General features: G+C 58.6%; 23 protein-coding genes. 16 read left to right on the forward strand and 7 right to left on the reverse strand.

Annotated elements, in window-relative coordinates; all coding sequences use genetic code 11:
* The first annotated feature begins 33 nt into the window (after positions 1-33).
* From J0X19_RS18510 to J0X19_RS18520, 3 genes are all read left to right on the forward strand, one after another.
* Positions 34-303: a hypothetical protein gene (locus J0X19_RS18510; RefSeq protein WP_206985909.1), complete on the forward strand. Its 270-nt coding sequence runs from the start codon at positions 34-36 to the stop codon at positions 301-303.
* Positions 304-463: 160 nt separating this feature from the next.
* Positions 464-1,282 carry a universal stress protein gene (locus J0X19_RS18515; protein WP_206985910.1) on the forward strand — a complete coding sequence of 273 codons (819 nt, stop codon included), beginning with the start codon at positions 464-466 and terminating at the stop codon, positions 1,280-1,282.
* 141 nt (positions 1,283-1,423) lie between these two features.
* Positions 1,424-2,581, forward strand: a complete 1,158-nt coding sequence (locus J0X19_RS18520) for a Gfo/Idh/MocA family oxidoreductase (protein ID WP_206985911.1) — start codon at positions 1,424-1,426, stop codon at positions 2,579-2,581.
* 93 nt (positions 2,582-2,674) lie between these two features.
* On the opposite strand, the gene J0X19_RS18525 is transcribed toward J0X19_RS18520, so the two are convergent.
* Positions 2,675-4,816, reverse strand: a complete 2,142-nt coding sequence (locus J0X19_RS18525) for a TonB-dependent receptor family protein (protein WP_206985912.1) — start codon at positions 4,814-4,816, stop codon at positions 2,675-2,677.
* A 119-nt stretch (positions 4,817-4,935) separates the two neighbouring features.
* Between J0X19_RS18525 and J0X19_RS18530 the strand changes: the two genes are divergently transcribed.
* The 3 genes from J0X19_RS18530 to J0X19_RS18540 all read left to right on the forward strand — a co-directional run bounded on the left by J0X19_RS18530 (position 4,936) and on the right by J0X19_RS18540 (position 7,748).
* Positions 4,936-5,694, forward strand: coding sequence for a hypothetical protein (locus J0X19_RS18530; RefSeq protein WP_206985913.1), 759 nt, complete (start codon positions 4,936-4,938; stop codon positions 5,692-5,694).
* A gap of 69 nt (positions 5,695-5,763) precedes the next feature.
* Positions 5,764-6,984, forward strand: a complete 1,221-nt coding sequence (locus tag J0X19_RS18535) for a PQQ-dependent sugar dehydrogenase (RefSeq protein WP_206985914.1) — start codon at positions 5,764-5,766, stop codon at positions 6,982-6,984.
* 212 nt (positions 6,985-7,196) lie between these two features.
* The gene (locus tag J0X19_RS18540) at positions 7,197-7,748 is read left to right on the forward strand and encodes a hypothetical protein (protein WP_206985915.1); all 552 of its coding nucleotides are present in this window, start codon (positions 7,197-7,199) and stop codon (positions 7,746-7,748) included.
* Positions 7,749-7,876: 128 nt separating this feature from the next.
* Here the strand turns inward: J0X19_RS18540 and J0X19_RS18545 are convergent, their stop codons facing one another.
* Entirely contained in the window at positions 7,877-8,314 is a 438-nt protein-coding gene (locus J0X19_RS18545) for an energy transducer TonB (RefSeq protein WP_206985916.1), read from the reverse strand.
* 186 nt (positions 8,315-8,500) lie between these two features.
* Between J0X19_RS18545 and J0X19_RS18550 the strand changes: the two genes are divergently transcribed.
* The 9 genes from J0X19_RS18550 to J0X19_RS18590 all read left to right on the forward strand — a co-directional run bounded on the left by J0X19_RS18550 (position 8,501) and on the right by J0X19_RS18590 (position 18,853).
* Positions 8,501-8,815 carry a hypothetical protein gene (locus tag J0X19_RS18550; protein ID WP_206985917.1) on the forward strand — a complete coding sequence of 105 codons (315 nt, stop codon included), beginning with the start codon at positions 8,501-8,503 and terminating at the stop codon, positions 8,813-8,815.
* A 244-nt stretch (positions 8,816-9,059) separates the two neighbouring features.
* Positions 9,060-10,013 carry an alpha/beta fold hydrolase gene (locus J0X19_RS18555; RefSeq protein ID WP_206985918.1) on the forward strand — a complete coding sequence of 318 codons (954 nt, stop codon included), beginning with the start codon at positions 9,060-9,062 and terminating at the stop codon, positions 10,011-10,013.
* A 107-nt stretch (positions 10,014-10,120) separates the two neighbouring features.
* Entirely contained in the window at positions 10,121-10,705 is a 585-nt protein-coding gene (locus tag J0X19_RS18560) for a DUF7010 family protein (RefSeq protein WP_206985919.1), read from the forward strand.
* A gap of 13 nt (positions 10,706-10,718) precedes the next feature.
* Positions 10,719-11,801, forward strand: coding sequence for a sensor histidine kinase (locus J0X19_RS18565; RefSeq protein WP_206985920.1), 1,083 nt, complete (start codon positions 10,719-10,721; stop codon positions 11,799-11,801).
* Positions 11,802-12,033: 232 nt separating this feature from the next.
* Positions 12,034-12,783: a LytR/AlgR family response regulator transcription factor gene (locus tag J0X19_RS18570; RefSeq protein ID WP_206985921.1), complete on the forward strand. Its 750-nt coding sequence runs from the start codon at positions 12,034-12,036 to the stop codon at positions 12,781-12,783.
* 93 nt (positions 12,784-12,876) lie between these two features.
* Positions 12,877-13,902 (forward strand): aldo/keto reductase, encoded by a 1,026-nt coding sequence (locus J0X19_RS18575; RefSeq protein ID WP_206985922.1) that lies wholly within the window; start codon positions 12,877-12,879, stop codon positions 13,900-13,902.
* Positions 13,903-13,937: 35 nt separating this feature from the next.
* Positions 13,938-14,855, forward strand: a complete 918-nt coding sequence (locus J0X19_RS18580) for a pirin family protein (RefSeq protein ID WP_206985923.1) — start codon at positions 13,938-13,940, stop codon at positions 14,853-14,855.
* Positions 14,856-15,374: 519 nt separating this feature from the next.
* Positions 15,375-18,251, forward strand: a complete 2,877-nt coding sequence (locus J0X19_RS18585) for a S8 family peptidase (protein WP_206985924.1) — start codon at positions 15,375-15,377, stop codon at positions 18,249-18,251.
* 353 nt (positions 18,252-18,604) lie between these two features.
* A complete protein-coding gene (locus tag J0X19_RS18590; protein WP_206985925.1) occupies positions 18,605-18,853 on the forward strand; it encodes a hypothetical protein in 249 nt (82 codons plus the stop codon).
* Positions 18,854-19,013: 160 nt separating this feature from the next.
* Here J0X19_RS18590 and J0X19_RS18595 read toward each other — a convergent pair whose 3' ends face one another.
* Together J0X19_RS18595 and J0X19_RS18600 are read right to left on the reverse strand one after the other, a co-directional pair.
* Complete coding sequence (locus J0X19_RS18595) at positions 19,014-19,721, reverse strand: carbonic anhydrase (RefSeq protein WP_206985926.1); 708 nt, start codon at positions 19,719-19,721, stop codon at positions 19,014-19,016.
* A gap of 54 nt (positions 19,722-19,775) precedes the next feature.
* Complete coding sequence (locus tag J0X19_RS18600) at positions 19,776-20,480, reverse strand: TIGR02117 family protein (protein WP_206985927.1); 705 nt, start codon at positions 20,478-20,480, stop codon at positions 19,776-19,778.
* 90 nt (positions 20,481-20,570) lie between these two features.
* Here J0X19_RS18600 and J0X19_RS18605 point away from each other — a divergent pair, with 90 nt between their 5' ends.
* Complete coding sequence (locus tag J0X19_RS18605) at positions 20,571-20,981, forward strand: hypothetical protein (protein WP_206985928.1); 411 nt, start codon at positions 20,571-20,573, stop codon at positions 20,979-20,981.
* Positions 20,982-20,985: 4 nt separating this feature from the next.
* Here J0X19_RS18605 and J0X19_RS18610 read toward each other — a convergent pair whose 3' ends face one another.
* From J0X19_RS18610 to J0X19_RS18620, 3 genes are all read right to left on the reverse strand, one after another.
* Entirely contained in the window at positions 20,986-21,996 is a 1,011-nt protein-coding gene (locus J0X19_RS18610; protein ID WP_206985929.1) for an AAA family ATPase, read from the reverse strand.
* Between the two features lie 92 nt (positions 21,997-22,088).
* A complete protein-coding gene (locus J0X19_RS18615) occupies positions 22,089-24,083 on the reverse strand; it encodes a TonB-dependent receptor (protein WP_206985994.1) in 1,995 nt (664 codons plus the stop codon).
* 83 nt (positions 24,084-24,166) lie between these two features.
* Positions 24,167-25,114: a DMT family transporter gene (locus J0X19_RS18620; protein ID WP_206985930.1), complete on the reverse strand. Its 948-nt coding sequence runs from the start codon at positions 25,112-25,114 to the stop codon at positions 24,167-24,169.
* Positions 25,115-25,125 lie beyond the last annotated feature (11 nt).

The following is a 25,125-nucleotide window of genomic DNA, read 5'->3' on the forward strand; positions in this document are numbered from 1 at the left end:
CACCAAGCACTAAGACACTAAAGCACTAAAGCAATGACTGAACCGAACCAAGACCCCGCCGCCGCCCTCGACCCGAAATCGGGTGCCAACCTGACCGACGAGCAGCGCAAGCACCGCGAAGAGCTGTACGGCTACAAGAAAGACGAAGAAGGCACGCTCGATACGTCGGCGCGGCTGGAAGACGAAACCACCGGCATCCCGACCGATAGTGCGACTACTGGCCCCGACCCCGACACTTCCAGCATGACCGACGAGCTAAACAATCCTGGTTTCAACAACCCCATCGACGACAACAACCGCTAGACCAACCAGCGCCTATTAGAAAAGCCTTCTGCTATTGTGCGGAAGGCTTTTCTTTTTCAGGTTTCCTGACATAAATCAGGTGCTTTGCCACTCGCTTCAGCGTGCAGCTTCCCTATCTTGTTCTGCGTATAAACCTGCATCAACCGTTACTCGCTGTTCTATGGCTGCCTGTTTTCTCGTTCTGACCGACTTCACCCCCGCCGCCGACCAGGCCCTTACCTACGCCGACAAGCTGGCTACCCAGCTTGGCGCTTCGCTGGTGCTGCTGCACATCCGCCGGGAAAGCCTGCTCGACCCCGATGCGTTTAATGGCTACATTCAGCGCATGAGTGAGGGCGAAGTGGCGGCGGCCCTGGCCGAGCGCACGGCGCCTCTAACCTCCCCCACCACAGTAGAAACGTCGGTGGCGGGTATTACGGAAGCCACGCAGCAAGCCATGGGAAAATATCAGCCCTTGCTGCTGGTACTGGGCAAACCCGATAGCTCCAAAATCCCCGACGAGCTGGTAACCACCACCTCCCTGAACCTGTTGCGGGCGGTGTCGTTGCCATTGCTGGTGGTGTCTATGGGGCAGCAGGCAGCAGTGCCGGCGCACGTAGTAGTAGCTGCCGATGGGGAGGTATTTCAACTGAGCGCGCCGGTAGCGGAGGGCGCCCAGCAGCTACTAGCGGCGCTGTCGCCCGACGTTACGGTGGCGTACGTGGCCGAGCCCGAACACAGCGACGACACCAAGCCCGCGGTGGCCAGCGTGCAGGAAAGCGGGCTGATTCCGGAGGCGTCGTTACTGCAAGGCTACGGGGTGCGCAACCGCCGAGCATCAGAAGGCATTTTGCAGGCGCTTACCGATAAGCAGGCCGATTTGCTGCTGGTTATTGCGCGGCGCCGGAGCTTCTTCGGGCACATGTTCAACCATAGCGTTTCCTCGCAATTGGTACTGCACAGCCCGGTGCCCGTGCTGCTGTTGCCGGCCGTAACCTGAGTATCCTAGCACTTGGTTCTAGCAGCGCGCCCGCGCCGCCTACCCTACTCGGTACGCGGCGCGGGCGCGCTTTGCATGGCATTGGACCATAACGCGAAGCGCCTTCCGCCCGTTCTGCCAAAGAGAAACCACTTCTTGTCTATGCTTTCCAGTTCCACCACCGAGTCGCGCCGGCAGTTTCTGCGGCAGGCGGGCCTTACGGCGGCCGTTGCCACTGTTGCCGGCCCCGCCGCCGCGCTGCCCTTCTCCGAACCTCTGGCCGCTATGCAAAACGAAAACCAACGTAAACTCGGCTTCGCCATCGTGGGCCTCGGCAAGTTTGCCACCCAGCAGATGATGCCCGCCTTCAAAGACTGCAAACACGCCAACATCACGGCCTTAGTAAGCGGCTCGCCCGATAAGGCTAAAAAGCTGGCCGCCGAGTATGGCGTAGACCCCAAAAACATCTACAATTACCAGAATTTCGATTCCATCAAAGACAATCCGGCCGTGGATGTGGTGTACATCGTGCTGCCGCCCTCCATGCATATGGAGTACACGCTGCGGGCCGCCAAAGCCGGCAAGCACGTGCTGACTGAGAAGCCGATGGCGACGTCGGTGGAAGATTGCCAGAAGATGATTGACGCCTGCAATAAGGCCGGCAAAAAGCTGATGGTGGCCTACCGTGCCCAGTTCGAGCCCTTCAACCTCGACGCCATTTCGCGCATCAAAAAGGGCGAGCTAGGCAAGCTGCGCCAGATTACCGCCGACCACGGCCGCATTGTAAAGCCCACCGAGGAGCCCGCCGAAGCGTGGCGCGTAGTGAAAAAGCTGGCCGGCGGCGGCTCGCTCATGGACATTGGCGTCTACTCGCTGAACGCCGCCCGCTACCTCACCGGCGAAGAGCCCACCGAAGTAACCGCCCAGGAATTCAGCGACAAATCCGACCCGCGTTTCAAGGAGGTGGAAGACACCATTCACTTCACGCTACGCTTCCCCAGCGGCGTGTTGGCCTCGTGCACCAGCTCTTACAGCATACAGGAGGTAAAGCGCTACCGGGTGTTCGGCGACAAAGCCTTCCTCGACCTAGACCCCGCCACCGACTACTACGAGCACAACATGACCATCGGGACCAAGGAAGGCGACATGAAAGTGAGCCTCAAGGAAGGCAACCAGTTTGCCGCCGAGCTCGACCACATGGCCGAATGCGTGCTGGAAAACAAAACGCCGAAAACGCCCGGCGAAGAAGGCCTCAAAGACATCCGCATCATCATGGCCATCTACGAAGCCGCCCGCACCGGGAAGAAGGTGAAATTGTGAGATGGTGATGCAATAGCCTGAAAGACTTTCAATCAGAAGGCCGTCATGCTTCGACAAGCTCAGCATGACGGCCTTATTTTATGACTCACCATCTCACCACTTCACCGCTACTTGCGCGCCGCCGTAGTAGTTGCGGCCGGGCGCGGGTTGGAAGTAGCGGCTCCCGAAGGCGTTGAGGTCGTTGCCGAGGGAGTAGCGGCGGTTGGTAGCGTTTTCAACGCCACCGAAAATATCCAGCTCCAGTTGGCCGAGGGTGCGGCGCCAGCCCGCGCGGGTGGCAAACGTCCAGTAGCCCGGCGCCGATACGGTGTTGGCATCGTTGAGGAAGATACGGGCCTGGTGGTTGGTGGTGGGGCTGAGGTAGAAGCCGTGCAACTCGCTGAAATCGAGGCCGGCACTGAGGGTGTGGGGCGCGGTGCCGGTGAGGCGGTTACCGCTGAAGTTGTTGCCGCCCGACTCGTAGCGCCCGAAACGGTAGTGGTTGTAGGCGTAGCTAGCAAAGGCGCGTACGCCACCAACTACCTTTTCCTCCCGGAAAATACCAGAAGCAGAAGGTCCAATCGGATACGTATACTCTCTCACCAATTCCGTCTGCTGCCACAGCCAGCCGCTTAACGCTGCTTCCAGGCCGCGTTGGCGGGTGTTGCCGGAGTTGGCGAACAGCTGCGTCCCCAACTCGTCGGTGCGCGTGACGATGGTTTCGCGCAGGCGGAAATTGTAGGCGGCCACATCGAACTTCAGACGCTGGTTGAAAAGTGTGCCGCGCGTGCCCACTTCGTAGCTGGTGCCGCGCTCGGCCTGCAACGCCGTGTTGATAGACCCATTGGAAGGCCGGATTTCCTCTTCGGTAGGTGGTGAGAAGCCACTGCCCACACTACCGTACACCGATACTTGCGGCGTCAACTCCTTAAGCAGCGCCAACCGGGGCGCCAGCCGGGGCTGGAAATTCCGTTCGGTCTGGTAGCCTTGCAGCGGTGGCGTTACGGCCTCGGTCAGGCGGTTGATGCGGTAGCGGAGGCGGTTGTAGCTGGCGCCGGCCGTCAGCAGCAGCCCAGCGGGCAGCTCGTAATCCGCTTGCGCAAAGCCGAAGCCGGTGAGCGTCCGGATTTCGTCGTCGTAGCGCAGCGGGCCGGGGGTGCCGCCGCGGTTCTGGTAGTTGCGGGAGCTTTCGAAGCTGGTTTGCAGCTCGGCGCCACCTTGCAGGCGCAGGGTCCGGCCGGCCAGGGAGGTGCGGTAATTCACGACGGTGCGCCCCCCGCTGCCCAGCGGCGTGTTGCGCTCCAAATCCACCAGAAACGGCGTGACGATGGTGCTGCCCGTGCCGTAGAGGGTGGTTCGGCTGGACAGCCGGTTGGTGAAGCGGTGCTCGTAGGTGGCTCCCAGCAACACCGTGCGCGAGGCATACCCGGCTTGTTGCGCCACGGTGCCGGCCGCGGTAGGGGTGCTGGGCCGCGCCTGGCGTGGGTTGGCATCAAACTGCGCCCGGGTAAGGCTGCCCGGAATCTGATAGTCGAGGTCGGAATACAGGCCGTGCAGGGCTAGGGTGCCCTTTTCGGAGGTGCGAAATTCACCATCCAACGTTAGCACGGTGCGGCGCAGGGCACTTTGCTCCCGGTAGCCGTCGAGGGTTTGGCGCGCATACTGGGCCCGGAAGTAGCCGGTAGCCGTGCCGGCTTCGGCGGCTACGGTGTAGCGGCGCAACCCGTAGGAACCCGCCGTAAAGCCGGTTTGCACCCGTGTTTGGCCCGCTACCGGGCGGCGGTTTTCGAGCAGCACCGCCCCGCCCGTGCCGGCGCCGTACACGCTGGCAGCCGGGCCTTTCAGCACTTCCAACCGGCCTAGTTGGCTGGGGTCGAGCAGGTTGAGGTTGGTACTGCCGCTGGCTTCGGTGAACGGAATGCCTTCGTAGTACACCTTTACGTTGCGCACCCCAAACGGCGAGCGGAGCGTACTGCCGCGCACACTAAGCCGGTAGCTGGCGGTGGCCCGCTCCTCCAGGCGCACCCCGGGCAGCGTGTTGATGGCCTGGGTGAGGGCGTTTTGTGGAAACCGCTCAAACGTGGCGGCATCTACCACCCCCACGGCGGCAGCGGTGCGGCGCAGCGGCAGCTGCTGACCGTAGCCGGTAACGGTGGCTTCGGGCAGGCGGACGGTGCGGGTGGTATCGGGCGGCGCGGTTTGGGCAAACAGGGAAGCAGGCAGCAGCAACAGGGGCGCGGCGTAACGGTAGGGCATTGGGCAAGCAAAAGGATTCGTTGCTGCTAACCGAAAATCAGCTGCTAGGGTTGGATTTACCTGCCATTCCAGACAATATTTCGTCTTCTACCAACGTGTAGTAGCTATACTCTTCGGCCATGACTAACACGCTCTATCTGCCCCGCCGCCACCGTCGGCCGCTACTGTTCCCGCCGGGCCTGTTGGCGCTGGCGTGGCTGTTGTGGCTGGGTTGCGCGACGCTGCCGCAGATGCAGGAACCCCAGCAAGGTGTATTTCAGCTAACAGTGGACTTTAAGCCATTTCGCGACGAAATGAAGCCCTTACCCATTCAAGGTGCCTTCGTAATCCCAGCTTCGTATATGTCGCCGCTGGAATTAGCGACGCTTCGACCTTGGAAGAACATTTCTTTTACTGGCAATTTATGGTCTGATTACTTCAGCTATCAGCAAGTAGCGGCAGCAACATTAGAATTGAAAGACAACAACTATGAAGACTCAGGAGTACGTGTGTTTTTTAATACACCAGCTCACTACCGCAGCTTAGTTTACACTTTAGACAAGTTTAACACTGCTGATACTCTTGCTAACCGAGTACATTACTGGCTTGACATTCGGCATCAGCCGACTACTATTTACGCTATTACTAGCAAGCCTGTAGAGAGATACCCTTGGCATAATTATACTGCTCCCCTTTGGAACTGTATAGTTGATAACAACTCCATAAGTGCTTCTACATCAGATTGGCATGGACGCTTTCAGGAATGGATTCATTCTCTATCTGACTTTACCACGTACGCACCACTCTTCTACCCCGACTGGCGCAACACCACTCTCTTGCTGCTCCTACTGGCGCTGCTTTCCGTCATTCGATTGTACCGGCAGTATCGCGCCAGCTAGAAGCCCAAACGTAACTTAAGCCCGGCAAAAGCAGTTGAACAGAAGCACCTTTTCTGCTTCTCACTCCTCATGAAAACGACTGTTTTACTAGCCACTGCTTTCCTGGCAGGTTTCTCTACCATAGCCCAAAACGTACCGCCCGAAGGCACCCCGTTCAAGATGCAGGGCAACATCTACTTGCCCAAAAAGCTACCCGCCACCCCCGAGCGAGTAGCCGCCCTGAAAGCACCAGCCGGCTTCACCGTCAGCAAATACGCCGAAAACCTCGACATGCCCCGCATGCTGGCCCAAGCGCCAAACGGCGACCTGTACGTGAGCAACCGCGTGAAAGGCACCGTAACGCTGCTGCGCGACGCCAACAAAGACGGCAAAGTGGAAACCACCAAACAGGTAGCCCAGAAGCCACACCTGCATGGCCTCGCCCTCAAAGATGGCAAGCTGTACATGGCCGCCGTGCGCGAGCTGTACGTGGCCGACGTGAAAGCCGACGGTACCCTCGGTGAGTTGAAAACGCTGTACAAAGACCTACCCGACGCCGGCCAGCACGCCAACCGCACCCTCAATTTTGGGCCCGATGGCAAGCTCTACCTCTCGGTGGGCAGCACCTGCAACGCCTGCGACGAAGACAACCCCGAAAACGCTACCCTGCTGGAAGTCAGCACCGACGGCTCGGGGCGGCGCGTGTACGCCACCGGCCTGCGCAACACCATCGGCTTCGATTGGCACCCCACCACCAAGGCCCTGTTCGGCATGGACCACGGCATCGACTGGCTCGGCGACGAAGACCAGCAGGAGGAGTTCAACCAGCTCAAGCCCGGCGCTAACTACGGCTGGCCCAGCATCATTGCCGATGGCAAGCCCTACCCCGCCAACAAGCCCAAATCGGGTGAAACCTACGAGCAGTTCGACGCCAAAGCCGTGCGTCCGCTTTTACTTTACAAGGCGCATTCGGCCCCGCTGGGACTGGTGTTCAATAAGGCCCAGCAGTTTCCGAAAGAGTACCAGAACGACGCTTTTGTAACCATGCACGGCTCCTGGAACCGCGCGCAGCCCTCGGGCTACAAGATTGTACGGGTCCGCTTCAACGAGCAAGGCCAGCCCCAGCAGTTCGAGGATTTCGTGACCGGCTGGCTGGTGGAAGATGGCAAGTCGGAGTTTGGGCGGCCCTGCGCCATCGTGCAAGCCACCGACGGCTCCCTGCTGGTCTCCGACGACGACAACGGCGTGATTTACCGCGTGGCCTACGCCGCCGACAGCAAGGCATCAGCAAAGCCAAAAAAGAAAAGCTAAGGCTAGAAGCCAGAAACTAAGGAGAAGCTAGAAGCGAGGAACTGGAAGCTAGCTCCCCTCCTTTTTTAAGGAGGGGTTGGGGGTGGTAAAATCGTTGCACGACAACTAGCTTTAGCTTTCTAATCCTAGATAACCACCCCCAACCCCTCCTTAAAAAAGGAGGGGAGCTAGCTTCCAGTTCCTAGCTCCTGGCTCCTAACTCCTTCCAAAGCATGCCCACCCTCTCGCCCGACCTACGCAAAGCCCTGTTCAACCTGCCGCAAAAAGAAAAAGACCAGCTGCTGGCGCGGCTGGTGGCGCAGGATGCCGTGCTGACCGAACAGCTCACGTTCCGGTTGCTGGAAGGAGATGATGCGCTGGAAGCCCGGCGGGAGCGGCTGCGTACCCTGATAGACGACCCCGTGCGCGGCTACCACCAAACGCCCAACGATTTGCTGCACATCGTGCGGCAGCTACAAGCCCGCCTCGCCTACCACGCCCGCATCACCGGCGACACATCCGGCGAAATCGAGCTGACATTACGCTTGCTCACCAACATTTTCCGGCACCAACCCGAGGCGGTGGCCCGGCTGCATGGCCCCACCCAGCCGCTGCTCCAACACCTGGCCCGCCGCACCCACGACGTACTCAAGCAAATCAGCAAGCTGCACGAAGACTACCGGGTGGAGTTTGGGCCGGCCGTTAACGAGTTGTTGCCGTTGCTGTATGCCTCAGCGGCGGCTCCCTTAGCGCGGGAGTTGGCCGTACCCCCCATGTTTGAGTGACAAGGCGAGGTATGAAATACAGCTTAAAAACCGGGGCCGCTACTTGAAATTTTTCACCGTGCCGCGCAGCAGAATCCACCTAAGCAGCCCTTTCATTAAAGCAACATCAAGTATAATTATTTCATTATCTATTCCAACATCCTGAAACCAACCGGCAGCGTGTAAGCAACCCGTACCGGCTGCCCGTTCACGCGGCCGGGCGTCCACCAGGGCATGATCCGAACCAGGCGAAGCGCTTCTTCGTCGAGGCCGCCGCCTAGCCCCTTTACCACTTTGGGGTCTAGAATCCGGCCTTCCTCATCCACTACAAAGCTGACGTGTACTTTTCCTGATAAGTTAAGCCGTATTGCTTGCTCTGGGTATTTTATTTTAGCTTTTAGGAATCTTTGAAAAGCCACCGCGCCACCAGGGAAGGTGGGCATTTCCTCGGCCACCAAGTACACCTCGGGCGCAGCTGGGGGTTTCGGAGGCGTTTCGGGAGAGGCTACGGCGGTGGTGGCGGAGCGGCTGGCTGCTAGCGTTTGGGCTAGCAAGCCAGGGGGTAACAGCAGGAATAAAAGCAGCAAAAGGCAGAGGCGGGGCATACGAGTAAAATATAATATAACCGTTCAAAGGTACACCAGACCCCACCCCAGACCTGGGAAGGTATATTACTTAACTATTGTATTTGTGTTACGGCCGCGGCGTATCCTTTGCCCAACAAAAGCTGTATCTTATTCTATAAGCGTTTCAACCTTCAGCACCCACCTGCCATGTCCACTATTCCAGCCCCCGAACACGTGCGTGTGCCCCAGCACCTTTCCGACAAAGACCTGCGCCAGTCGCTCGAAGACCTGGATGGCAAAATCAAGACCTTGCGTAACCGGGCTCATGCCACCACCGAGGGCGCCAACCATACCTACCACGAGCACATTGCTATGCTGGAAGCCAAACGGCTGAAATTGGCGGAGCGCCTCGGCCCAACCCCTGCCGCCGACGCGCAAGCCAACAGCCAGGACCAAAGTGTGTGGGGCGAAATCTGGCACGGCATCGAGAACCTGCGCAATGACTTGCGCAACATTCTCTAAAGCCCAGCCATACGGTTTCCGGCCAATACGCCTCGTTTTTACAAGTAAAAGACGCTCCGAAGGGGGTGTCTTTTTTAATTTTAAGGTAGCCGTTTTTGCCAGGCAGCGGTAATCTGGCGCAGCCATTCGGGCGGGTTTAAAGCAGTTCAGGGCGCCGATTTACCGTTCCCCGAAATCCTGTTTCCGGCGGCGGCGGGCGGCAGTAGGTTTGGCTATTCTTTCACCTGTGCTACTCCTCACTGCCATGAAACTTGTTACCGTCCTCCGCTCTTTCTCGTTCTGCTCGGCCCTGCTACTGGCCGGTGCCAGCTTTGCCGCGGCGCCAGCTCCGGCAGCTGCCACTTCCTTGCCACTCGTTGCAGTTGCCGACAACCCAACGGCGCACCCCAACTTCACGGTGCGCGTGGTGGGCAAAGGCCAGCCGATGCTGCTGATTCCGGGCCTCACCTGCCCCGGCGCGGTGTGGGACGAAACGGTGGCCCGCTACCAGAAACAGTACCAGTGCCACATTGTGTCGTTGGCGGGCTTTGGCGGCAACGCGGCCCCGGCCAGCACCAATCAGCTGTTGCTCAACGTGCGCGACCAGCTGCTGGCCTACGTCAAAACGCAGAAGCTCGACAAGCCGGTGGTGGTCGGCCATAGCCTGGGCGGATTCATGGCCCTGTGGATGAGCACTGCCGAGCCAGCCGCCCTCGGCCCGCTGGTTATCGTGGATTCGTTGCCGTTTCTGGCGGCCGTGCAAAACCCCACCCAAACGGCCGAAGGCGCCCGGCCCATGGCCGAAGGCATGCGCCAGCAGATGAGACAGGGCAAAAACAGTATGGCCAATGCCCGCCAGATGTCGGCTTCACTGGTAACCGACACCGCCCGCGTTACGCAGCTGGCCCGCTGGAGCGTGGCGTCCGATATGCCCACCGTGGCGCAGGCCATGTACGACCTGTTCACCACCGATTTGCGCCAGGATATTGCCCGCATTCAGCAGCCGGTGCTGGTGCTGGGTGCCTGGGCCGCTTACCAGCAGTACGGCTCCACCAAGGCCAGCACCCAGGCCATCTTCGAGCAGCAATATGCCAAGCTCCCCAAGCACCGCATCGAAATGTCGGAAGCTGGCCGCCACTTCCTGATGTACGACGACACCACTTGGTTTTTCGCGCAGACCGACGCGTTTTTGAAGCAGAACGCCGTGGCCAAAAAGTAAGCTGCCTTTTGCTGGTCGAGGCAAGCTTGGCGCAGGCGCTGAGGTTGCCTTGGCAGGCTTTTCTTTCCTTGCGTGCTGCCTCTATAACCAGTGCCCTTCCATTGCTTATGCTACTCGAAAAGCAGTTTGCCAAGCTACAGCTCGAATTATCGGTGAAAGCCAAAAACGGGCTTGATTTCATACTGGCCGCCAGCATCGTTTGGGCTGCTATTGCCTTCGTCTGGACGCTGCCTAACTCGCCGACACTGAACGGGTTTATTACATTTTTTGTGGGTGCCGCAGTCTTGCCGCTGGCGTGGCTGTTCTCTAAGCTGCTTGGCACCACCTGGACTATTGCGCATAACCCGCTGCAACCCCTGGGGCTGTGGCTGAATTTCGCGCAGCTGTTCTATTTTCCCATCCTGCTGTTCATATACAGCAAGCACCCCGCCCAGTTTATCATGACGTACGGCATCATCACCGGGGCGCATTTCTTTCCCTACGCCTGGTTTTACAAGGCCACCCCGTACGCCATTATGGCGGGCGTTATTGCGGTGGGCTGTTTGGTGCTGGGGCTGCGTACTCCGGAGGCAAATCTGTACCTGATTCCGGGTTTTGTGGCGGCTGCTTTGATGCTATTAGGCGGTTTGCTGTATGTTTCTTACCGCCAGAACGAGCAGGTGTACCTGCTGCTAACAGCGCAATCCGAGTAACTTGGGCAGCACTATGTTTTCCTACGCATCTGTTCCGCCGCCCAGCCGCCTCTACTGGCGCGCGCAGCTACTCGGCTGGACGCTCTATTTTGCCTTTAACCTGCTCTTGTTTTCCGTGTTTGGGCGGTTTTCCGGCGAGCTGCTGCTCATCACTACGGCCATTGTGCTGCCCATAGCAGCTCTCACGCACGCGTTGCGCTACCACATTCGGGCCAACCGCTGGGAACAACTGCCCCTGCTGCCGCTGCTCGGCCGTTTGCTGGTAATGAATGCCACCTTGTCGGTGCTGAGCCAGCTGATTATCTGGGCCCTGCTGATTTGGGTGGTGCGGCCCAGCCCCGATGGTCAACCGCACGGCTGGGCGCAGTTTCTGGGCTATTGCCTCAACGTCAATTTTATGTTGTGGCTGTGGGCGGGCTTCTACTTTGGCTGGCACTTTTTCAATCGTTACAAGCAAGCCGAAGTAGACAAGTGGAAGCTGGCGGCGGCGGTACAGGAAGCGGAAATGCGCACCCTCAAGGCCCAAATCAACCCGCATTTCATGTTCAACGGGCTCAACAACATCCGGGCGCTGGTGATGGAAGACCCGGCCCGCGCCCGCACCATGATTACGCACCTCTCCGATTTGCTGCGCTACTCCATCCAGCTCAATAGCGCCGAATGGGTGCCTTTGCGCCGGGAGCTGGAAATTGTGCGGCACTATCTGGAGCTGGAAGCCATGCAGCTAGAGGAGCGCCTGCACTACTCACTCGATGTAGACCCAGCGGCGCTATCCGTGCTTATTCCGCCCATGACCTTGCAGCTGCTGGTTGAAAACGCCATCAAGCACGGCATTGCGCCCCGGCCCGAAGGCGGCACTATTCAGCTCACTGCCCAACCCGATGCCGCTACCGGGCAGCTGCACATTATAGTGCGCAACACGGGCCGCTACCAGCCCCAGCCCGGCCACAACGGGGTGGGCCTGCGCAACGCCCAGGAACGGCTAGCCCTGCTTTTCGGCCGCGCCGCCACCCTCACCATCAGCAACGACCCCACCACCGCCGATACAGTGGTAGCGCAGTTGCAATTGCCGGTGCAAGCGGCGGTAGTTGCTTAGGCTGCGTGAGCAGTACACTGAGGCAGAACGTCATGCTGAGCAGAGTCGAAGCATCTCGCGTGCTGACATTGTAGTGCTAACCTAGCATCAGCACGCGAGATTCCTCGGCAAGCTCGGAATGACATCCTTTTTAGTTGTGATATGCGGAAACTATCTATCGACCACACACTGGGAATACCGCCAGTTTTACCGGAGTGGCCTTACCTCAGAACAGCTTAGCTCTCTTACATCTATGAATATCCTGCTCGTTGACGACTCGCGCCTGGCCCGAACCGAGTTGCGCCACCTGCTGCAAGCCTTCCCCGACGTAACCGTAGTAGGCGAAGCCCGCCACGTCGCCGAAGCCCGCACCCGCATCCAGGAGCTTCAGCCCGACGTGTTGCTGCTCGATATTCACATGCCCGGCGAAACCGGCTTCGAGTTGCTTGCGTCCTTGGAAGCGGCCCCGCACGTAGTCTTCACCACCGCCTACGACGAATACGCGCTGCGGGCCTTTGAAGTCAACGCCCTCGATTATCTGCTCAAACCCATTGAAGCGCACCGGCTGGCGGCCGCCCTCGACAAGGCCCGCACCCAGCTGCGCCCGGCAGTTTCCGCGGAAGCTCCCCCCCCAATACCGGTATCCGAGGAGCCAGCCGCCACGCCCCTCACCGAGCACGACCAGGTGTTTGTGAAGGACGGCGAGAAGTGCTGGTTTGTGCGCCTCGCCGACATTCGCCTTTTCGAAATCAACGGCAGCTACACCCAAATCCACTTCCACGAGCACCGCCCCCTGATTCCGCGCACCTTGCAGCACCTGGAGCAACGCCTCGACCCGCGGGTGTTCTTCCGGGTGAACCGCCAGCAAATTATCAACCTGAAATGGGTGGAAGGCATCGAGCCCTGGTTCAGCAACTCCCTGAAAATCCGGCTGCGGGGCGGGCCTGAGGTGGAAGTATCGCGCCAGCAGTCGGTGCGGTTTCGGGAGCTGCTGAGTTTGTAAGCCGCCGGCCAGGCACCGCCCGCTTGCCCCCACCATAACCAGACCTCTTGGTTGCCGGTTCTGGGTCTGTTCTTCTCACTTGGAAAACCAACTATGGAATACAGACAATTAGGCGCCTCGGGTTTGCGCGTGCCGGTGCTGAGCTTTGGCACGGCCACCTTCGGCGGGGGCAACGAATTTTTCAAGGCCTGGGGCAACACCGACGTGGCAGAAGCGCGCCGCCTGCTGGAAATCTGCCTGGAAGCGGGCGTCAACTTCTTCGACACGGCCAATGTGTACTCGCAGGGGCTGGCCGAAGAAATCCTGGGGCAGGCACTAGACGGGCGCCGCCACGAAGCCCTGCTCGGCACCAAAGCCACCTTCCCAATGGGCGACGGCCCAAACGACTTCGGCTCGTCCCGCCTGCACCTGCTTAAAGCCTGCGAAGACAGCCTACGCCGCCTGAAAACCGACTACATCGACGTGTACTACCTGCACGGTTTCGACGCCAACACGCCTGTGCAGGAAACCCTCCGCGCCCTCGACGACCTAGTGCAGAGCGGCAAAGTGCGCTACATTGCCTGTTCCAACTTTTCGGGCTGGCACCTGATGAAGTCGTTGTCGGTATCGGAGCGGTACGGTTGGGCGCGGTATGTGGGGCATCAGGTGTACTACTCGCTTATCAACCGGGAGTATGAGTGGGAGCTGATGCCGCTGGCGCAAGACCAGGGCGTGGGTGCCGTGGTATGGTCGCCGCTGGCGAGTGGCCGGCTCAGCGGCAAAGTGCGGCGCGGCCAGCCCATTCCGGACAGCAGCCGCCTGCAACAAGGCGGCGGCCAGGGCCCCGATGTACCCGACGAGCTACAATTTGCTATTGTGGACGTGCTGGATGAGTTGGCCGAGGAAACCGGCAAAACCGTTGCCCAAGTTGCCCTCAACTGGCTGTTGCAGCGCCCCACAGTCACTAGCCTAGTGTTCGGAGCCCGCAACGAAGAGCAGCTTCGCCAGAACCTGGGCGCGGTCGGCTGGCACCTCACACCCGAGCAAGTCGCCCGCCTCGACAAGGTGAGTGCCACCCCGCCGGTGTACCCCTACTGGCATCAGCGCAATCAGCCGCAGCTCAACCCGTTGCCGGTTTAATCCGCTATTTTGCGGCCTTCACTTTCCTTCCCCTTATGCTCGACCTCATCATTGATGCGCGCCCTGCCGATATCGGCAATGGTTTTGGGGTGCGGCGGATTCTGCCGTATCGGTTGCGGCGGATGCTGGGCCCATTCATTTTCATGGACCACGCCGGCCCCGTGCAAGTGGCCCCCGAGTTGATGCCCACCCTGGATGTGCTGCCGCACCCGCACATCGGCCTGTCCACGGTCAGCTATCTGTTTGGCGGACAAGTTGTGCATCGGGATAGTCTGGGCGTAGAGCAAGTAATTCGGCCGGGCGAGGTAAACTGGATGACGGCCGGCCGCGGCATTGCGCACTCCGAGCGGTTCGAAGACCCGGCCACCCTGGCTGGTGGCGCCCTGGAAATGGTGCAGACCTGGGTGGCTTTACCCGAAGCAGCCGAAGAAGACGCGCCCAGCTTCACCAACTATCAGCCCCAAGAGCTGCCCATCTTCACCGACCAGGGCGTGTGGATGCGCCTGATTGCCGGCGACGCTTTCGGGTTGCGCAACGACGTGAAAACCCATTCACCCCTCTTCTACCTGCACGTAGTTTTGCAAACGGGTGCCCGCTTCGGTCTACCCACCGGCTACCCGGAACGCGGCGCTTACGTGGCAAAAGGCAGCGTAGAGGTGAGCGGCCGTACGTACACCACCGGGCAGTTGCTGGTGTTCACCCGCGGCCTCGACCCCGTACTGGTAGCCCGTGAGCCTACCACACTCATGCTGCTGGGCGGCGAACCATTGGGTGAGCGGTACATCTGGTGGAACTTCGTTTCGTCGCGTAAAGAGCGGATTGAGCAGGCCAAAGCCGACTGGCAAGCCGGCCGCATTGCCCTGCCCCCCACCGACAACGCCGAATTCATTCCGCTCCCCGCCGACCGTTCCCGCCCCGCTGGCAGTTCCCCGCCGCCCCCGCCCCTCTCGTAGCTACTCACGCAGCAGATAGCCTTAAATAGCTAATCCATACGTGCTTCCCAGAAGCGCCTGGCAGCCCTGAAAAGGGGTATGCCAGGCGCTTTTGCTTTATCGGCATCCTATTAGGTAAGCTATAAGGCTAATAGATGGTGAACTATAGCATTTCCAATTCAACATAGAAGCTTACAATAATCCTAATCAATCAAATACAACAATCGGGCAGCAACGAACCATTCAAACATCTGCTTTTGCATCGTTTCCTACAGCTCTATTTATAACTATTGTGCCTAATATCCGACATCAGCAGTTTTACATTAGTAGACGAACTCCTAACTCACTGCATGCGTATATACATTTAATATAAAATAAATCAAGCAGTATAATTTATCATTTAAGAATGATTATCAGTAAAAAATAGCCTTTATAGATGTATTATCAATTTATAGCATGCTAGATTTACAGTATTGATATTGCACTTTTTATTAAATAGTACAATATCACCATCTGTTTAACTGTCCTTTTCAGCCTGCTATGAGTAAACTTATACCTTCCTTCAAATTAGTACTATTATCAGTAGCCACCTGTTTTGCCTTTTCAGGCAAGGCCCAGCAAACAGGTAGCAATCCGGCTCCCATAGCAACCGGAACTTTCGTTGATAACTTCAATCAGCCTGCCACGCTTGATGGCACACTGGTATTCAAGCTCAAGCCCGAATTCCAGGCGCAAGCTTCTTCGGACGGGGTGGCCGTGCCGGCCCTGAACGATATGCTGCGCCGGATGGGCGTAACGCGTATCACGCAAAAGTTTCCGCACGCCTCAGCACCGCATGCGGAGCAGCCCGGCGCTGTGGATCTGCGCTTGATTTATCAGATTTGGCTGGATAAAGCGGCACCTCTGGCCAAAGTGCAGCAGGCCCTGCTCAGCACTGGCACGCTTACCTACGTGGAGCCGCTGTACTACCGCGCCCCCCTGTCGCAGCCCAATGACCCGCTAGCCGATTCAACCCTGGCAACCGGCCAGTATCACCTTAAGAACATCCGAGCTTACCAGGCCTGGAACCTGACCCAGGGCGACAGCACCGTGCTGATTGGCATCACCGACACCGGTTTCCGCCTTTCGCACCAAGACCTGGCCGGGCAGTGGCAGCGCAACTACCAAGACCCACCCGACGGTATCGACAACGACAACGACGGCTTCGTTGACAACTACCGGGGCTGGGATTTTGCCGACCGGGACAACAACCCCGCCGCCAATGGCATGACGCAGCCGCTGCACGGGGTGCACACGGCTGGTGCCGCAGCGGGTCGCGTCGGCAATGGGCTGGGTATTGCGGGCGTGGGCTACAACTGCCGTTTTCTGCCCCTGAAAATCTACCCAAGCACCAATACGGGCAGTTTCGCTGGTTACGAGGCCATTGTGTACGCCGCCGACCACGGCTGCAAGGTTATCAATATGTCGTGGGGTAGCGCGGGTGGCCGTTCCCAGTTCGAGCAGGATGCCATTACCTACGCCGCCATCAACCACGACGTGGTGCTGGTGGCCTCGGCCGGCAACACCAACGCCGAGCTGGACTTCTACCCGGCCAGCTACGACCACGTACTATCGGTGGGCTGGACCGGCGCCGACGATGTGCGGGCTAGCCGTGCAACCTATAGCCGCCGCATTGACTTGGTAGCTCCCGGCGACAACATTTACACCACTTGGGGCGACACTGACTCCGACTACATCCGGGCCACGGGGTCGTCTTTCTCGGCACCGTTGGTATCGGGAGCAGCGGCGCTGGTGCGGGCGCGGTTTCCGCAATTCACCGCAGCGCAAGTTATTGCGCAGCTGCGCGCTACCACCGACAACATCTACAACCTACCGGGCAATACGCCTTACGCCGGTAAGCTGGGCACGGGCCGCCTGAACGTATTCCGGGCGGTGCAGGGCGACAACCAGCACGCCATGCGCATCACGCAGCGCGTGTTCACGCCCAGCAAAACCATTTATCAGCTCAACGACACCATCCGGCTGGCCGTGGAAGTGCAAAACCTGCTTCAGCCCGTCCAGAACCTGACCCTCACGGTTACTTCTCTTTCGCCTTACCTAACGGTGCAGCGCGGTACGTTCACGGCCGGCGCGGTGGCTACTCTGTCCCGGGCATCCAATGCAAGTGCTCCTTTCTGCCTGAAAGTGGCGGCGGCGGCGCCGGTTAACACGTCCGTTACAATCCGCTACCGGCTCTCCGACCCTTCCACCGGCTACGAGCAAGACCAATACACCACGTTGCTCATCAACCCAGAATACGTGGTGCTGAATGCTGGCAATTTGGCTCTCACGCTTACTCACCGGGGCAGCTTGGGCGTTGATGGACTGGGCTCCACGAAGGGGGAAGGCGTGCGGTACCAGGGCGGGGCTTCCCTGATCTACGAAGGCGGCATTATGGTAGGCGCTGGCACTACGCGCGTTTCCAGCCGCCTGCGCAACGACCGAAACGGGATAGATACCGATTTCTTCACCCAGGCCCAAACCACTATGAACCGCCAGACCCTGCGGGCCGACCAGGAGGCTTGCGGTTTGCTGCAAGACTCGCTGCCAAGCGCCACCCGCAACCGCACCGTAGGCGTGCAGATTCGTCAGCGCGGCTACTCGTGGGCGCAGGCCCCACACCGCGACTATGTGGTGCTGGAGTATGTAATCAAGAACGTGACGGCCGATACGCTGAAGCCATTGTACGCCGGCCTGTTTGCCGACTGGGACCTGGGTGACTACATCCGCAACGCAGTGGCCTGGGACTCGGTACGCAACCTGAGCTATGCCTACAATGTGAATAGCCAGAACGCTTATATAGGACTACAATGGCTGCGTGGCGGCACTCCTATCTCCTACGCCATTGATGTAAATGCTCCCACTGGTCTCGTTCGTCTTTCCGATGGCTTCAGCAGAGCCGAGAAGATGACCACGCTCGCCAATGGCACTCGTCAGCGTACTACGGGCCTCACCAATGGCACCGACATTGCCCAAGTGGTAGGCGCTAAATTGCCTTGGTTGGCCCCCTCCGATTCGGTGGTGGTTGCGCTGGCAGTGGTAGCCGCTCCCACGCTCGCCCAGCTTCAGGCAGCGGCCAGTGCTGCGCAAGTGCGCTACAGTCCTCAGCAGGCCCTGAATACCCGCTCTGCACTGGCAGCCGGCGCTTGGCAGCTTTATCCTAACCCAACCACCGGCCAAATCCGGGTAGAGGTACCGGCCAGCTTTGGCAGCCGCCAGTTGGAAGTGCTGAGCCCGCTAGGCCAAGTAGTGAAGCAGCAGGCTTTTCTGGGCTCAACATCAGAAGTGAATTTGCAAGGATTACCAGCCGGCATGTACATCGTGCGCATCCACGGCGCCACCGGTTCCCTCACGCGGCGCGTTTTGCTAACGCACTAAGCCAGCAAGAAGCTACCATAAGGCAAGGCCCGGTTGAACGGCAAAGCCAGCATAGTGCTGGCTTTGCCGTTCAACCGGGCCTTTTAGCTGTTAAAAAACTGAGCTTATATCTATTTCCGGATTGAGAAACTTTGCACTCCATTATTGCTGTATATACATCTATAACATCCAACATTTAACTAAAAATATTAGCAAATCACTTTGCGTATTCGATGCTTTGCTCGTCATCAGGCTATCTTATAAACGCTCTAAATTTTTATTAAAATTTGATTAAATGCACGTTATGGGCTTTTCGCCCGTAAAAAATTATCAACTAATCTTTTTAGAATGACTTAATATGCGTATCTTTGGATATGTCGAAAGTTAAGCTTCCCGTCCCGCCGCCCGTGCAGCAATATGCCCGTTGTGTAGATGACAGCCGCCGCCCCTCCGACCACATCGGCGACTGGCCTATCGCTGGGCAGGTGTATCCTATTCAGGTGCGCCGCAACGCTCGTACCGGCTTGCCACAAATACACGTGCTGGGCTTTTATGCCGAACAGCCTTATGGCGCCTTTGCTCGTCACCGTTTCGAGACGGTAGCCGAGCTTTGGCTCAACTAACAGGACCCGGCCGTTTTTCCGCCACCCTCAGCCCCGGCTGCTTCTGTGCTACGCAGGAGCAGCCGGGTTTCTTTTTTATAAACCGCTAGCACCGCCAACAACAAAAAGGCCAACCCTGCATCAGCAGGGTTGGCCTTTCAATTCACTCAGCGTAGTTTCCTTAGCGTTGAGCGTCTGTTTTGGCCAGCTGACCAATCTCCTGTGCCGGGCTATTGCCTTCCGCATACATCGGCTGGTCGCTGAGGTTGTAGATTTCCTGAATGTCGTGCAGGATATGCTCGAAATCCAGCTTGAGGTCTTTCAGCAAGCCGGTTTTCAGATCGAACACCCAGCCGTGTACCGTAGGATAGCCGTTTTTGAGGTACATCTGTTGCAGCACCGCCGTCTTGATAACGTTGACGCACTGCTCCTGCACGTTTAACTCCACCAGCCGGTCGTAGCGCAGCGTGGTGTCTTCAATCTTGTCGAGTTCCGTGTGGTGCAGGCGGTACACGTCACGGATATTGCGCAGCCACGGGTTCATAATGCCTAGGTCTTTGGCCTGCATAGCGGCTTTCACGCCGCCGCAGCCGTAGTGCCCGCATACCACAATGTGCTTCACACCTAGGTGCGCCACCGCGTATTCAATCACCGACATGGCGTTCAGGTCGATGTTGATGACCATGTTGGCAATGTTGCGGTGCACGAATACCTCACCCGGCGCCACACCCATCAGTTCCTCGGCCGTTACGCGCGAGTCGGAGCAGCCGATGTACAAGTAATCAGGCTTTTGGTCGGCAGCCAAGTGCTCCAGAAAGTTGGCGTTGGATGCCTGGTTGTTGGCTACCCACTGGCGGTTTTTTTCGAAGATTTGGTCGTAGGTTATCATAGGGACTTTTTACGTTTTTGCATCTTCGGAGGATGCTTTACAGGTGGAAGATTTCTATTTGACAGGGCCTCGGTTGCGGTAGTGCCAGAAAATACCACCGTCGAACGGCGTCCATAAGGCGGCGCGCTGGTCGGCCGCTTTTAACGCGGCATTGGCCCAGCTATTGCAGGTGTAAAACAGATTGTACGTACGCTTGGCTTCGTAAAATGCATCGTATTGGCCGTAGCTGTGGCCTTTAATGTGCTCTACCAATCCTTGCGCGTCGTAGTCGAAGCTTTTGCGGATGAAGTCTACCAGTTCGGCGTACTGGGCCGGTGTCAGGTAGATGCGCACGCAGTCGGGACCTTCGGTGGGCTTGTGGTGAAAGGTGGCGTGAATGGCCGACTCGCCGAGCCAGAACATAGCCTTGAACGCCGTGCTCGGTTTCAGCTCGGCCCAGGTAGGCGTATCGAGGTAAAAGCCCTTGTCGCCCCAACCAAAACCGACGTAGCGCATGCTGGAGTCGGCGGCAGGCGTATCGACGTAGCGGATTTGCTGGGTCCAGTCGATTTGCGGGTTGCGCACCGGCACTACAATATCGGTGTGCACGCCATTGGACAGGATGTAGGCCTCAATGGCACCGGGCGTGGGCTGGCTTCGTTCTCCTACTGGTATAGCCGAGCAGATAACCGCCGCCACCGCATACACCACCACCACGCCCACTATTCCGCCCCCTACGTAGGCGGTTGTTCTTAGTACTTTTCTGAACGTAATTGGCATCAACTGGCAGCTACAAGTAAGGACGGGCACTTAATCAGGGGCATCGAAAAAGGCTGTCTGCGTTTTATATTTGGGTAATTCACCTGCACCATGCCCCAGCCCGACGACCAAATATACAGCATCCCGGCTCCTTACCGCCGGATGGAAAACATGCACATCCTGTTCTGGCTGCTCAAAGACATTGGCTGGTGCATGATTTGGAAGCCGCTCGGGCTAAGCATGATTGTGCCCACACTGGTTATTGCCATCGTCATCACCTGGCGCACCCGCGACATCAAAGCCGAGCTGGCGCACAACCTGGCCATTGTATTCTGGATTTCGGCCAACTCCTACTGGATGATCAGCGAGTTCTTGGGCTTCGATACGGTGCGCGTATGGGGCAACCTGACCGGCAAGCACCTGGCATTGATTCCGTTCCTCACCGGCCTATCTATTCTGCTGTACTACTATATCGTGCAGAAGCCCCGCGAGAACCGCGCCGCGCAGGTAGCCACGCTGTAGTAGGCTACCGGCCAGGCAGAGTCGTGCGCAACAGCACCTCAACCTGTCGAATAGCTTGCTGCAAGCGCACTTCCCAACTGCCACTGATTTCCACTACTGGCACATTATAGCGGCGGAGCGTGGCGCGGTGCGAGGCATCCAGCCGCAGCCGGTCGGTGGCGGAAAGGCGGGTGCCGTCCTGCACAAAGGGCACATCGGGGCTCAGGTACAGATACAAGTCGGCGCGGTTGAGAGCGTATATCTCCGGCGGTACGGGTAGCTCCTGCCCGAACATCAACTGCGCATACGATAGGGTGATGTGTACATCGGTATCGATTATCAGCAGCGGACTGGAACCAGTTTGTGCTTGCCGAATGCGGCGGGCGTGTTCCTGGGCCACGGCGTGCAGGTCAGCCAGGCTGAAACTATCGGAGCTGGCAATCAGGTCACGGCCGGCTTCGGCTACCAGACTAGCGTGAAAGTGCGCGGCCAGCTGGTTAGCCAGTACCGTTTTGCCAGTCGATTCGGCGCCTAGTATCACCACCTTACGCACGTAGTAGGGCTTCACGCTGGCGGGCAGAAACTGCCAGTGCGCCGCCGGATTCCGCCGGATAGCCGACGCGGAAACGGGCACGATTCCACGGGCCTCGTCAAACAGCAGATACCTAATGCCCATGCGCGCGGCTACCAGTTCCCCATACGGCTCCGAGGTTATCACCAGCCGGCACTCCGGCAATAGTCTGCTGAACACGTCAGCCCAAACCTCCGATACGGCCAACGACGTTTCCGACGTATTCGGCAGCTCACTTTCCAGATATTCCAGCACCTGGATTTCCACGTCCGGCTGCCCGGCATACGTTTCCCGCAACCATGCCTGCCGCACCTCGGCCGGCAGCGCCTCTTGGTCACTCACGCACAGCAGCACCGTCAGATGGTCGCAGTGCTGGCGCGCGAAGTTGATGAGCTGCTCGTGGCCTTTGTGGAAAGGCATGAACTTACCGAATACAAAGGCTTTAAGCGGAGCACTGCTTTGCATGGGGAAGAAATGTCATTCCGACCGAAAGGAGGAATCTGGGGTTCCTATTGCAAGGGTGCCATTCAGATTCCTCCTTTCAGTCGGAATGACAGCTAGAAGGTATACTGTGCGTTCAGGTAGAAATTGACGGGCGCCTGCACAAAGTACTTGCGGGTGCCATCGGCTTCCACGTAGCCGTTGTTGTAGTACTTGGTATTGGTGAGGTTGTTGGCAAATAACGACACCTGGTAGCCCTTGTGCGCATACTGCACCCGCGCGTTCAGCAGCACGTAATCGGCCACGGTGGCGGAGTTGGCAAAGTCGATGTAGGAGCGGCTCTGGTAGCGGCCCACCAGCGCGGTGGTCCAGCGGCCCGCTTGGTACACCACTTCCTGGTTGACAATGAGCGGCGGCGTGAGAATGGGCTCGAACGATTCGCGCTGCTCCCGGATGCGGCTGTAGCTGAAGGCCGAATTGTTGCTGAACGCCCATTGGCGCGTGAGCTGGTAACGCACGGTAGCCTCCAGACCGGTCCGGCGGCTGCTTTCCACCTTGTTGGTCAGGGCCAGCCCGTTCGGCCCGAATTGCCCGTTCAGCACAATTTCGTTGCGGAACGCCATGTAATACGCATTCAGATTCAGCTGCCACCTTTCGGTTTGGTGCCGCACGCCCAGTTCCTGGTCCACCACCGATTCGGGGGTGGCGGTGGTTACCAGGGCGGCACCGGTGCTGTCGGCCAGCAGGTCGTCGTTGCCAATGAACAGGTCGTTGCGGGTGGGTTCCCGGCTGGTGCGGCCCACGCTGTAGTACAGTGTGGTGCGCGGCGAGGCGGCGTAGCTCAGGCCGGCTTTGGGGTTCAGGAAGTGCCAGTCGAGGGTTGGCAACGGCACGCTGCCTTCGTAGCGAAAGGCCGTGTAGCGGAGCTGCACATCGGCGAAAAGCGTGAACCGCTGCACCTGCGCTTCCAGCTTGCTGAACGCACTGAGGTCGGGCTTGCGGCCGGTGTTGCGGTAGAGCTGGCCCAGGGCTCGTTCGGTACCGGTGTGGCGGCGGTGGTAGGTGCTGGCGTGCACCCCGCTGGTCCACGTCAGGCGCTGGGTGCGGCGGGTGTAGGTACTAAACGCACCCAGCCACCCCGACTGAAACCCGTAGTTGTACAGCTCGCTGGTGCTTGGCAGCCCGATAAAGTTGTTGAAGTCGAAATCGTAGTTGCCGCGCAGCGCGGAGTAGTACACGCTGGTACTCACCAACGAGCCGGCACTCGGCTGCCAGTCGTTGCTTAGCTGCACCAGGGCCTGCGTGAAATGGTCGTTTTCAGCGGGACTGTTGGCATTGGCCCGGCGGTTACGTTGCAGCACCGAATCGGGCACTCCCAGCCAGGCCAGCTGGTTGCGCTGCTGCCCGGCCAGGATGTTCAACTTCCAGGTGGTTTTGTTGCGGAACAGCCCGCTGCTCACGAACACCGAGCGCGACGTATTGGCCGACCGGTCTTTATAGCCATCGGAATGCAGCTCCGAGGCCCGCACGTATAACGCCTTGCCATTGCGCAGCCCGCTGGCATACTCCCCAAAAATTCGGTAGCTGTTGAACGAGCCGTAGCCCAGCCCCAGCGTGGTGTGCGCCGAGTCGCGGAGGGAGGCTGAAAACAGCTGGATGCTGCCGCCGTAGCTGGCTGTGCCGTTTTGGCTGGTGCCCACCCCGCGCTGAATCTGGATGGAGCTGACCGAGTTCAGCAGGTCGGGGTAGTTGGAAAAGTAGGCACCCTGGTCTTCCGGCTCGTTGAGCGGCACCCCGTTGAGGGTGGTGTTGATGCGGGTTTGGTCGATGCCGCGGAGCCGGAAGTAGGCGTAGCCCTGGGTGCTGCCCGCATCGGAGTAAGCAGTAATGCTGGGCGTTTCGGAAAGCAGAAACGAGGGTTCCTGCCCCACGCTTTTACGGGCCAGCGCCCGGCCATCAAGGTTCAGAAACGTAACCGGCGTCAGCTTTTCCGCCTGGTAGATAACGCGCACCTCGGGCAGCGCCTGGATGGTGTCGGCGGGTAGCGTTTGGGCTTGGCTTGGAGCGGCATACACTAGCGCGGCGGCCATTGCACTCACTAATCGTTTCATCAAGCGTATCGGAATAAGATAAATAGGCCCGAATCTACGGCTCTTTGTAGAGCTTCCCGCAGCACCTCATCCACTAGCAATTCCTATACGGGCCCAGGCTTGGGTTCCGTCAGGGGCACTTCCCGCTTCCAGCCAATCAATAGCACGCCTACTATAACGATTAAAGTACCCAGTACTTGCGTGAAAAATATCTTCTCGCCCAGCACAAAATGCGCCTGTACAATGGTGGAAACCGGCCCAATTCCGCTGATAACCGCCACATTGTTGGAGCCGATGCTTTTCAGCCCCTGCGACAACATAAACGAAGGCAACACGGTGGAAAAAACCGCCAGCAACACGCCATACTGCCAGATGTCAGGGCTGAGCGCCACTCCCTTACCGGCATTAACTACCAAGAAATGCCCCAGCACGCCCACTGTGGCCGCCAGCATGGCGTAGGCCGTAAACTTGTTGGCCCCTACCCGCGGAATAATCCGGCCGCTGCCCACCAAATATACCGAGTATGTTGCGGCGCACAGCAGCACCATCAAACTGCCGAAGTAGAAATCGGGGTTGTTGGCATCAACCGACAGTTCCCCGAAATACGCAATGCCAATGCCGAGGTAGGTCAGCAGCAAAGCCGTTTTCTGGATGCCGGAAATCCTTTGCTTGAAGTAGAAAGCGTTGATAAACACGGCAAAGCTGGGATACAGGAACAAAATCAGCCGTTCCAGCCCCGCCGAAATGTATTGCAGGCCAATAAAATCGAACAGGCTGCTGAGGTAGTACCCCAGGATGCCAATGGCACTAACGTACACCCATTCTCTCACTGTGAACCGCACATTGTCTTTCTGCCGGCTCAGCAGGAAGGCCGCTACCAAGTAAAACGGCAGCGCAAAAACCATTCGGGCCGCCAGCAGCGTCACGGCATCTACGCGCACTTGCCCGAAGGCCAGCTTCACGAAGATGGCCTTGGTGGAAAACAGCACCGCCCCCGCTAGCGTGACGAACAATCCACCCAACGACAAGGTGTGTTTAGTGGCAGTGTTCATGTAAGACAGTA

The sequence above is a fragment of the Hymenobacter telluris genome (assembly GCF_017313265.1).
GTDB classification, from domain to species: Bacteria; Bacteroidota; Bacteroidia; order Cytophagales; family Hymenobacteraceae; genus Hymenobacter; species Hymenobacter telluris.

Excerpts from the sequence above, each read along its gene's own strand:
- J0X19_RS18510 (WP_206985909.1), top strand. The coding sequence starts at position 34 with ATGACTGAACCGAACCAAGACCCCGCCGCCGCCCTCGACCCGAAATCG.
- J0X19_RS18515 (WP_206985910.1), top strand. The coding sequence starts at position 464 with ATGGCTGCCTGTTTTCTCGTTCTGACCGACTTCACCCCCGCCGCCGAC.
- J0X19_RS18520 (WP_206985911.1), top strand. The coding sequence starts at position 1,424 with ATGCTTTCCAGTTCCACCACCGAGTCGCGCCGGCAGTTTCTGCGGCAG.
- J0X19_RS18525 (WP_206985912.1), bottom strand. The coding sequence starts at position 4,816 with ATGCCCTACCGTTACGCCGCGCCCCTGTTGCTGCTGCCTGCTTCCCTG.
- J0X19_RS18530 (WP_206985913.1), top strand. The coding sequence starts at position 4,936 with ATGACTAACACGCTCTATCTGCCCCGCCGCCACCGTCGGCCGCTACTG.
- J0X19_RS18535 (WP_206985914.1), top strand. The coding sequence starts at position 5,764 with ATGAAAACGACTGTTTTACTAGCCACTGCTTTCCTGGCAGGTTTCTCT.
- J0X19_RS18540 (WP_206985915.1), top strand. The coding sequence starts at position 7,197 with ATGCCCACCCTCTCGCCCGACCTACGCAAAGCCCTGTTCAACCTGCCG.
- J0X19_RS18550 (WP_206985917.1), top strand. The coding sequence starts at position 8,501 with ATGTCCACTATTCCAGCCCCCGAACACGTGCGTGTGCCCCAGCACCTT.
- J0X19_RS18555 (WP_206985918.1), top strand. The coding sequence starts at position 9,060 with ATGAAACTTGTTACCGTCCTCCGCTCTTTCTCGTTCTGCTCGGCCCTG.
- J0X19_RS18560 (WP_206985919.1), top strand. The coding sequence starts at position 10,121 with ATGCTACTCGAAAAGCAGTTTGCCAAGCTACAGCTCGAATTATCGGTG.
- J0X19_RS18565 (WP_206985920.1), top strand. The coding sequence starts at position 10,719 with ATGTTTTCCTACGCATCTGTTCCGCCGCCCAGCCGCCTCTACTGGCGC.
- J0X19_RS18570 (WP_206985921.1), top strand. The coding sequence starts at position 12,034 with ATGAATATCCTGCTCGTTGACGACTCGCGCCTGGCCCGAACCGAGTTG.
- J0X19_RS18575 (WP_206985922.1), top strand. The coding sequence starts at position 12,877 with ATGGAATACAGACAATTAGGCGCCTCGGGTTTGCGCGTGCCGGTGCTG.
- J0X19_RS18580 (WP_206985923.1), top strand. The coding sequence starts at position 13,938 with ATGCTCGACCTCATCATTGATGCGCGCCCTGCCGATATCGGCAATGGT.
- J0X19_RS18585 (WP_206985924.1), top strand. The coding sequence starts at position 15,375 with ATGAGTAAACTTATACCTTCCTTCAAATTAGTACTATTATCAGTAGCC.
- J0X19_RS18590 (WP_206985925.1), top strand. The coding sequence starts at position 18,605 with ATGTCGAAAGTTAAGCTTCCCGTCCCGCCGCCCGTGCAGCAATATGCC.
- J0X19_RS18595 (WP_206985926.1), bottom strand. The coding sequence starts at position 19,721 with ATGATAACCTACGACCAAATCTTCGAAAAAAACCGCCAGTGGGTAGCC.
- J0X19_RS18600 (WP_206985927.1), bottom strand. The coding sequence starts at position 20,480 with ATGCCAATTACGTTCAGAAAAGTACTAAGAACAACCGCCTACGTAGGG.
- J0X19_RS18605 (WP_206985928.1), top strand. The coding sequence starts at position 20,571 with ATGCCCCAGCCCGACGACCAAATATACAGCATCCCGGCTCCTTACCGC.
- J0X19_RS18610 (WP_206985929.1), bottom strand. The coding sequence starts at position 21,996 with ATGCAAAGCAGTGCTCCGCTTAAAGCCTTTGTATTCGGTAAGTTCATG.
- J0X19_RS18615 (WP_206985994.1), bottom strand. The coding sequence starts at position 24,083 with ATGAAACGATTAGTGAGTGCAATGGCCGCCGCGCTAGTGTATGCCGCT.
- J0X19_RS18620 (WP_206985930.1), bottom strand. The coding sequence starts at position 25,114 with ATGAACACTGCCACTAAACACACCTTGTCGTTGGGTGGATTGTTCGTC.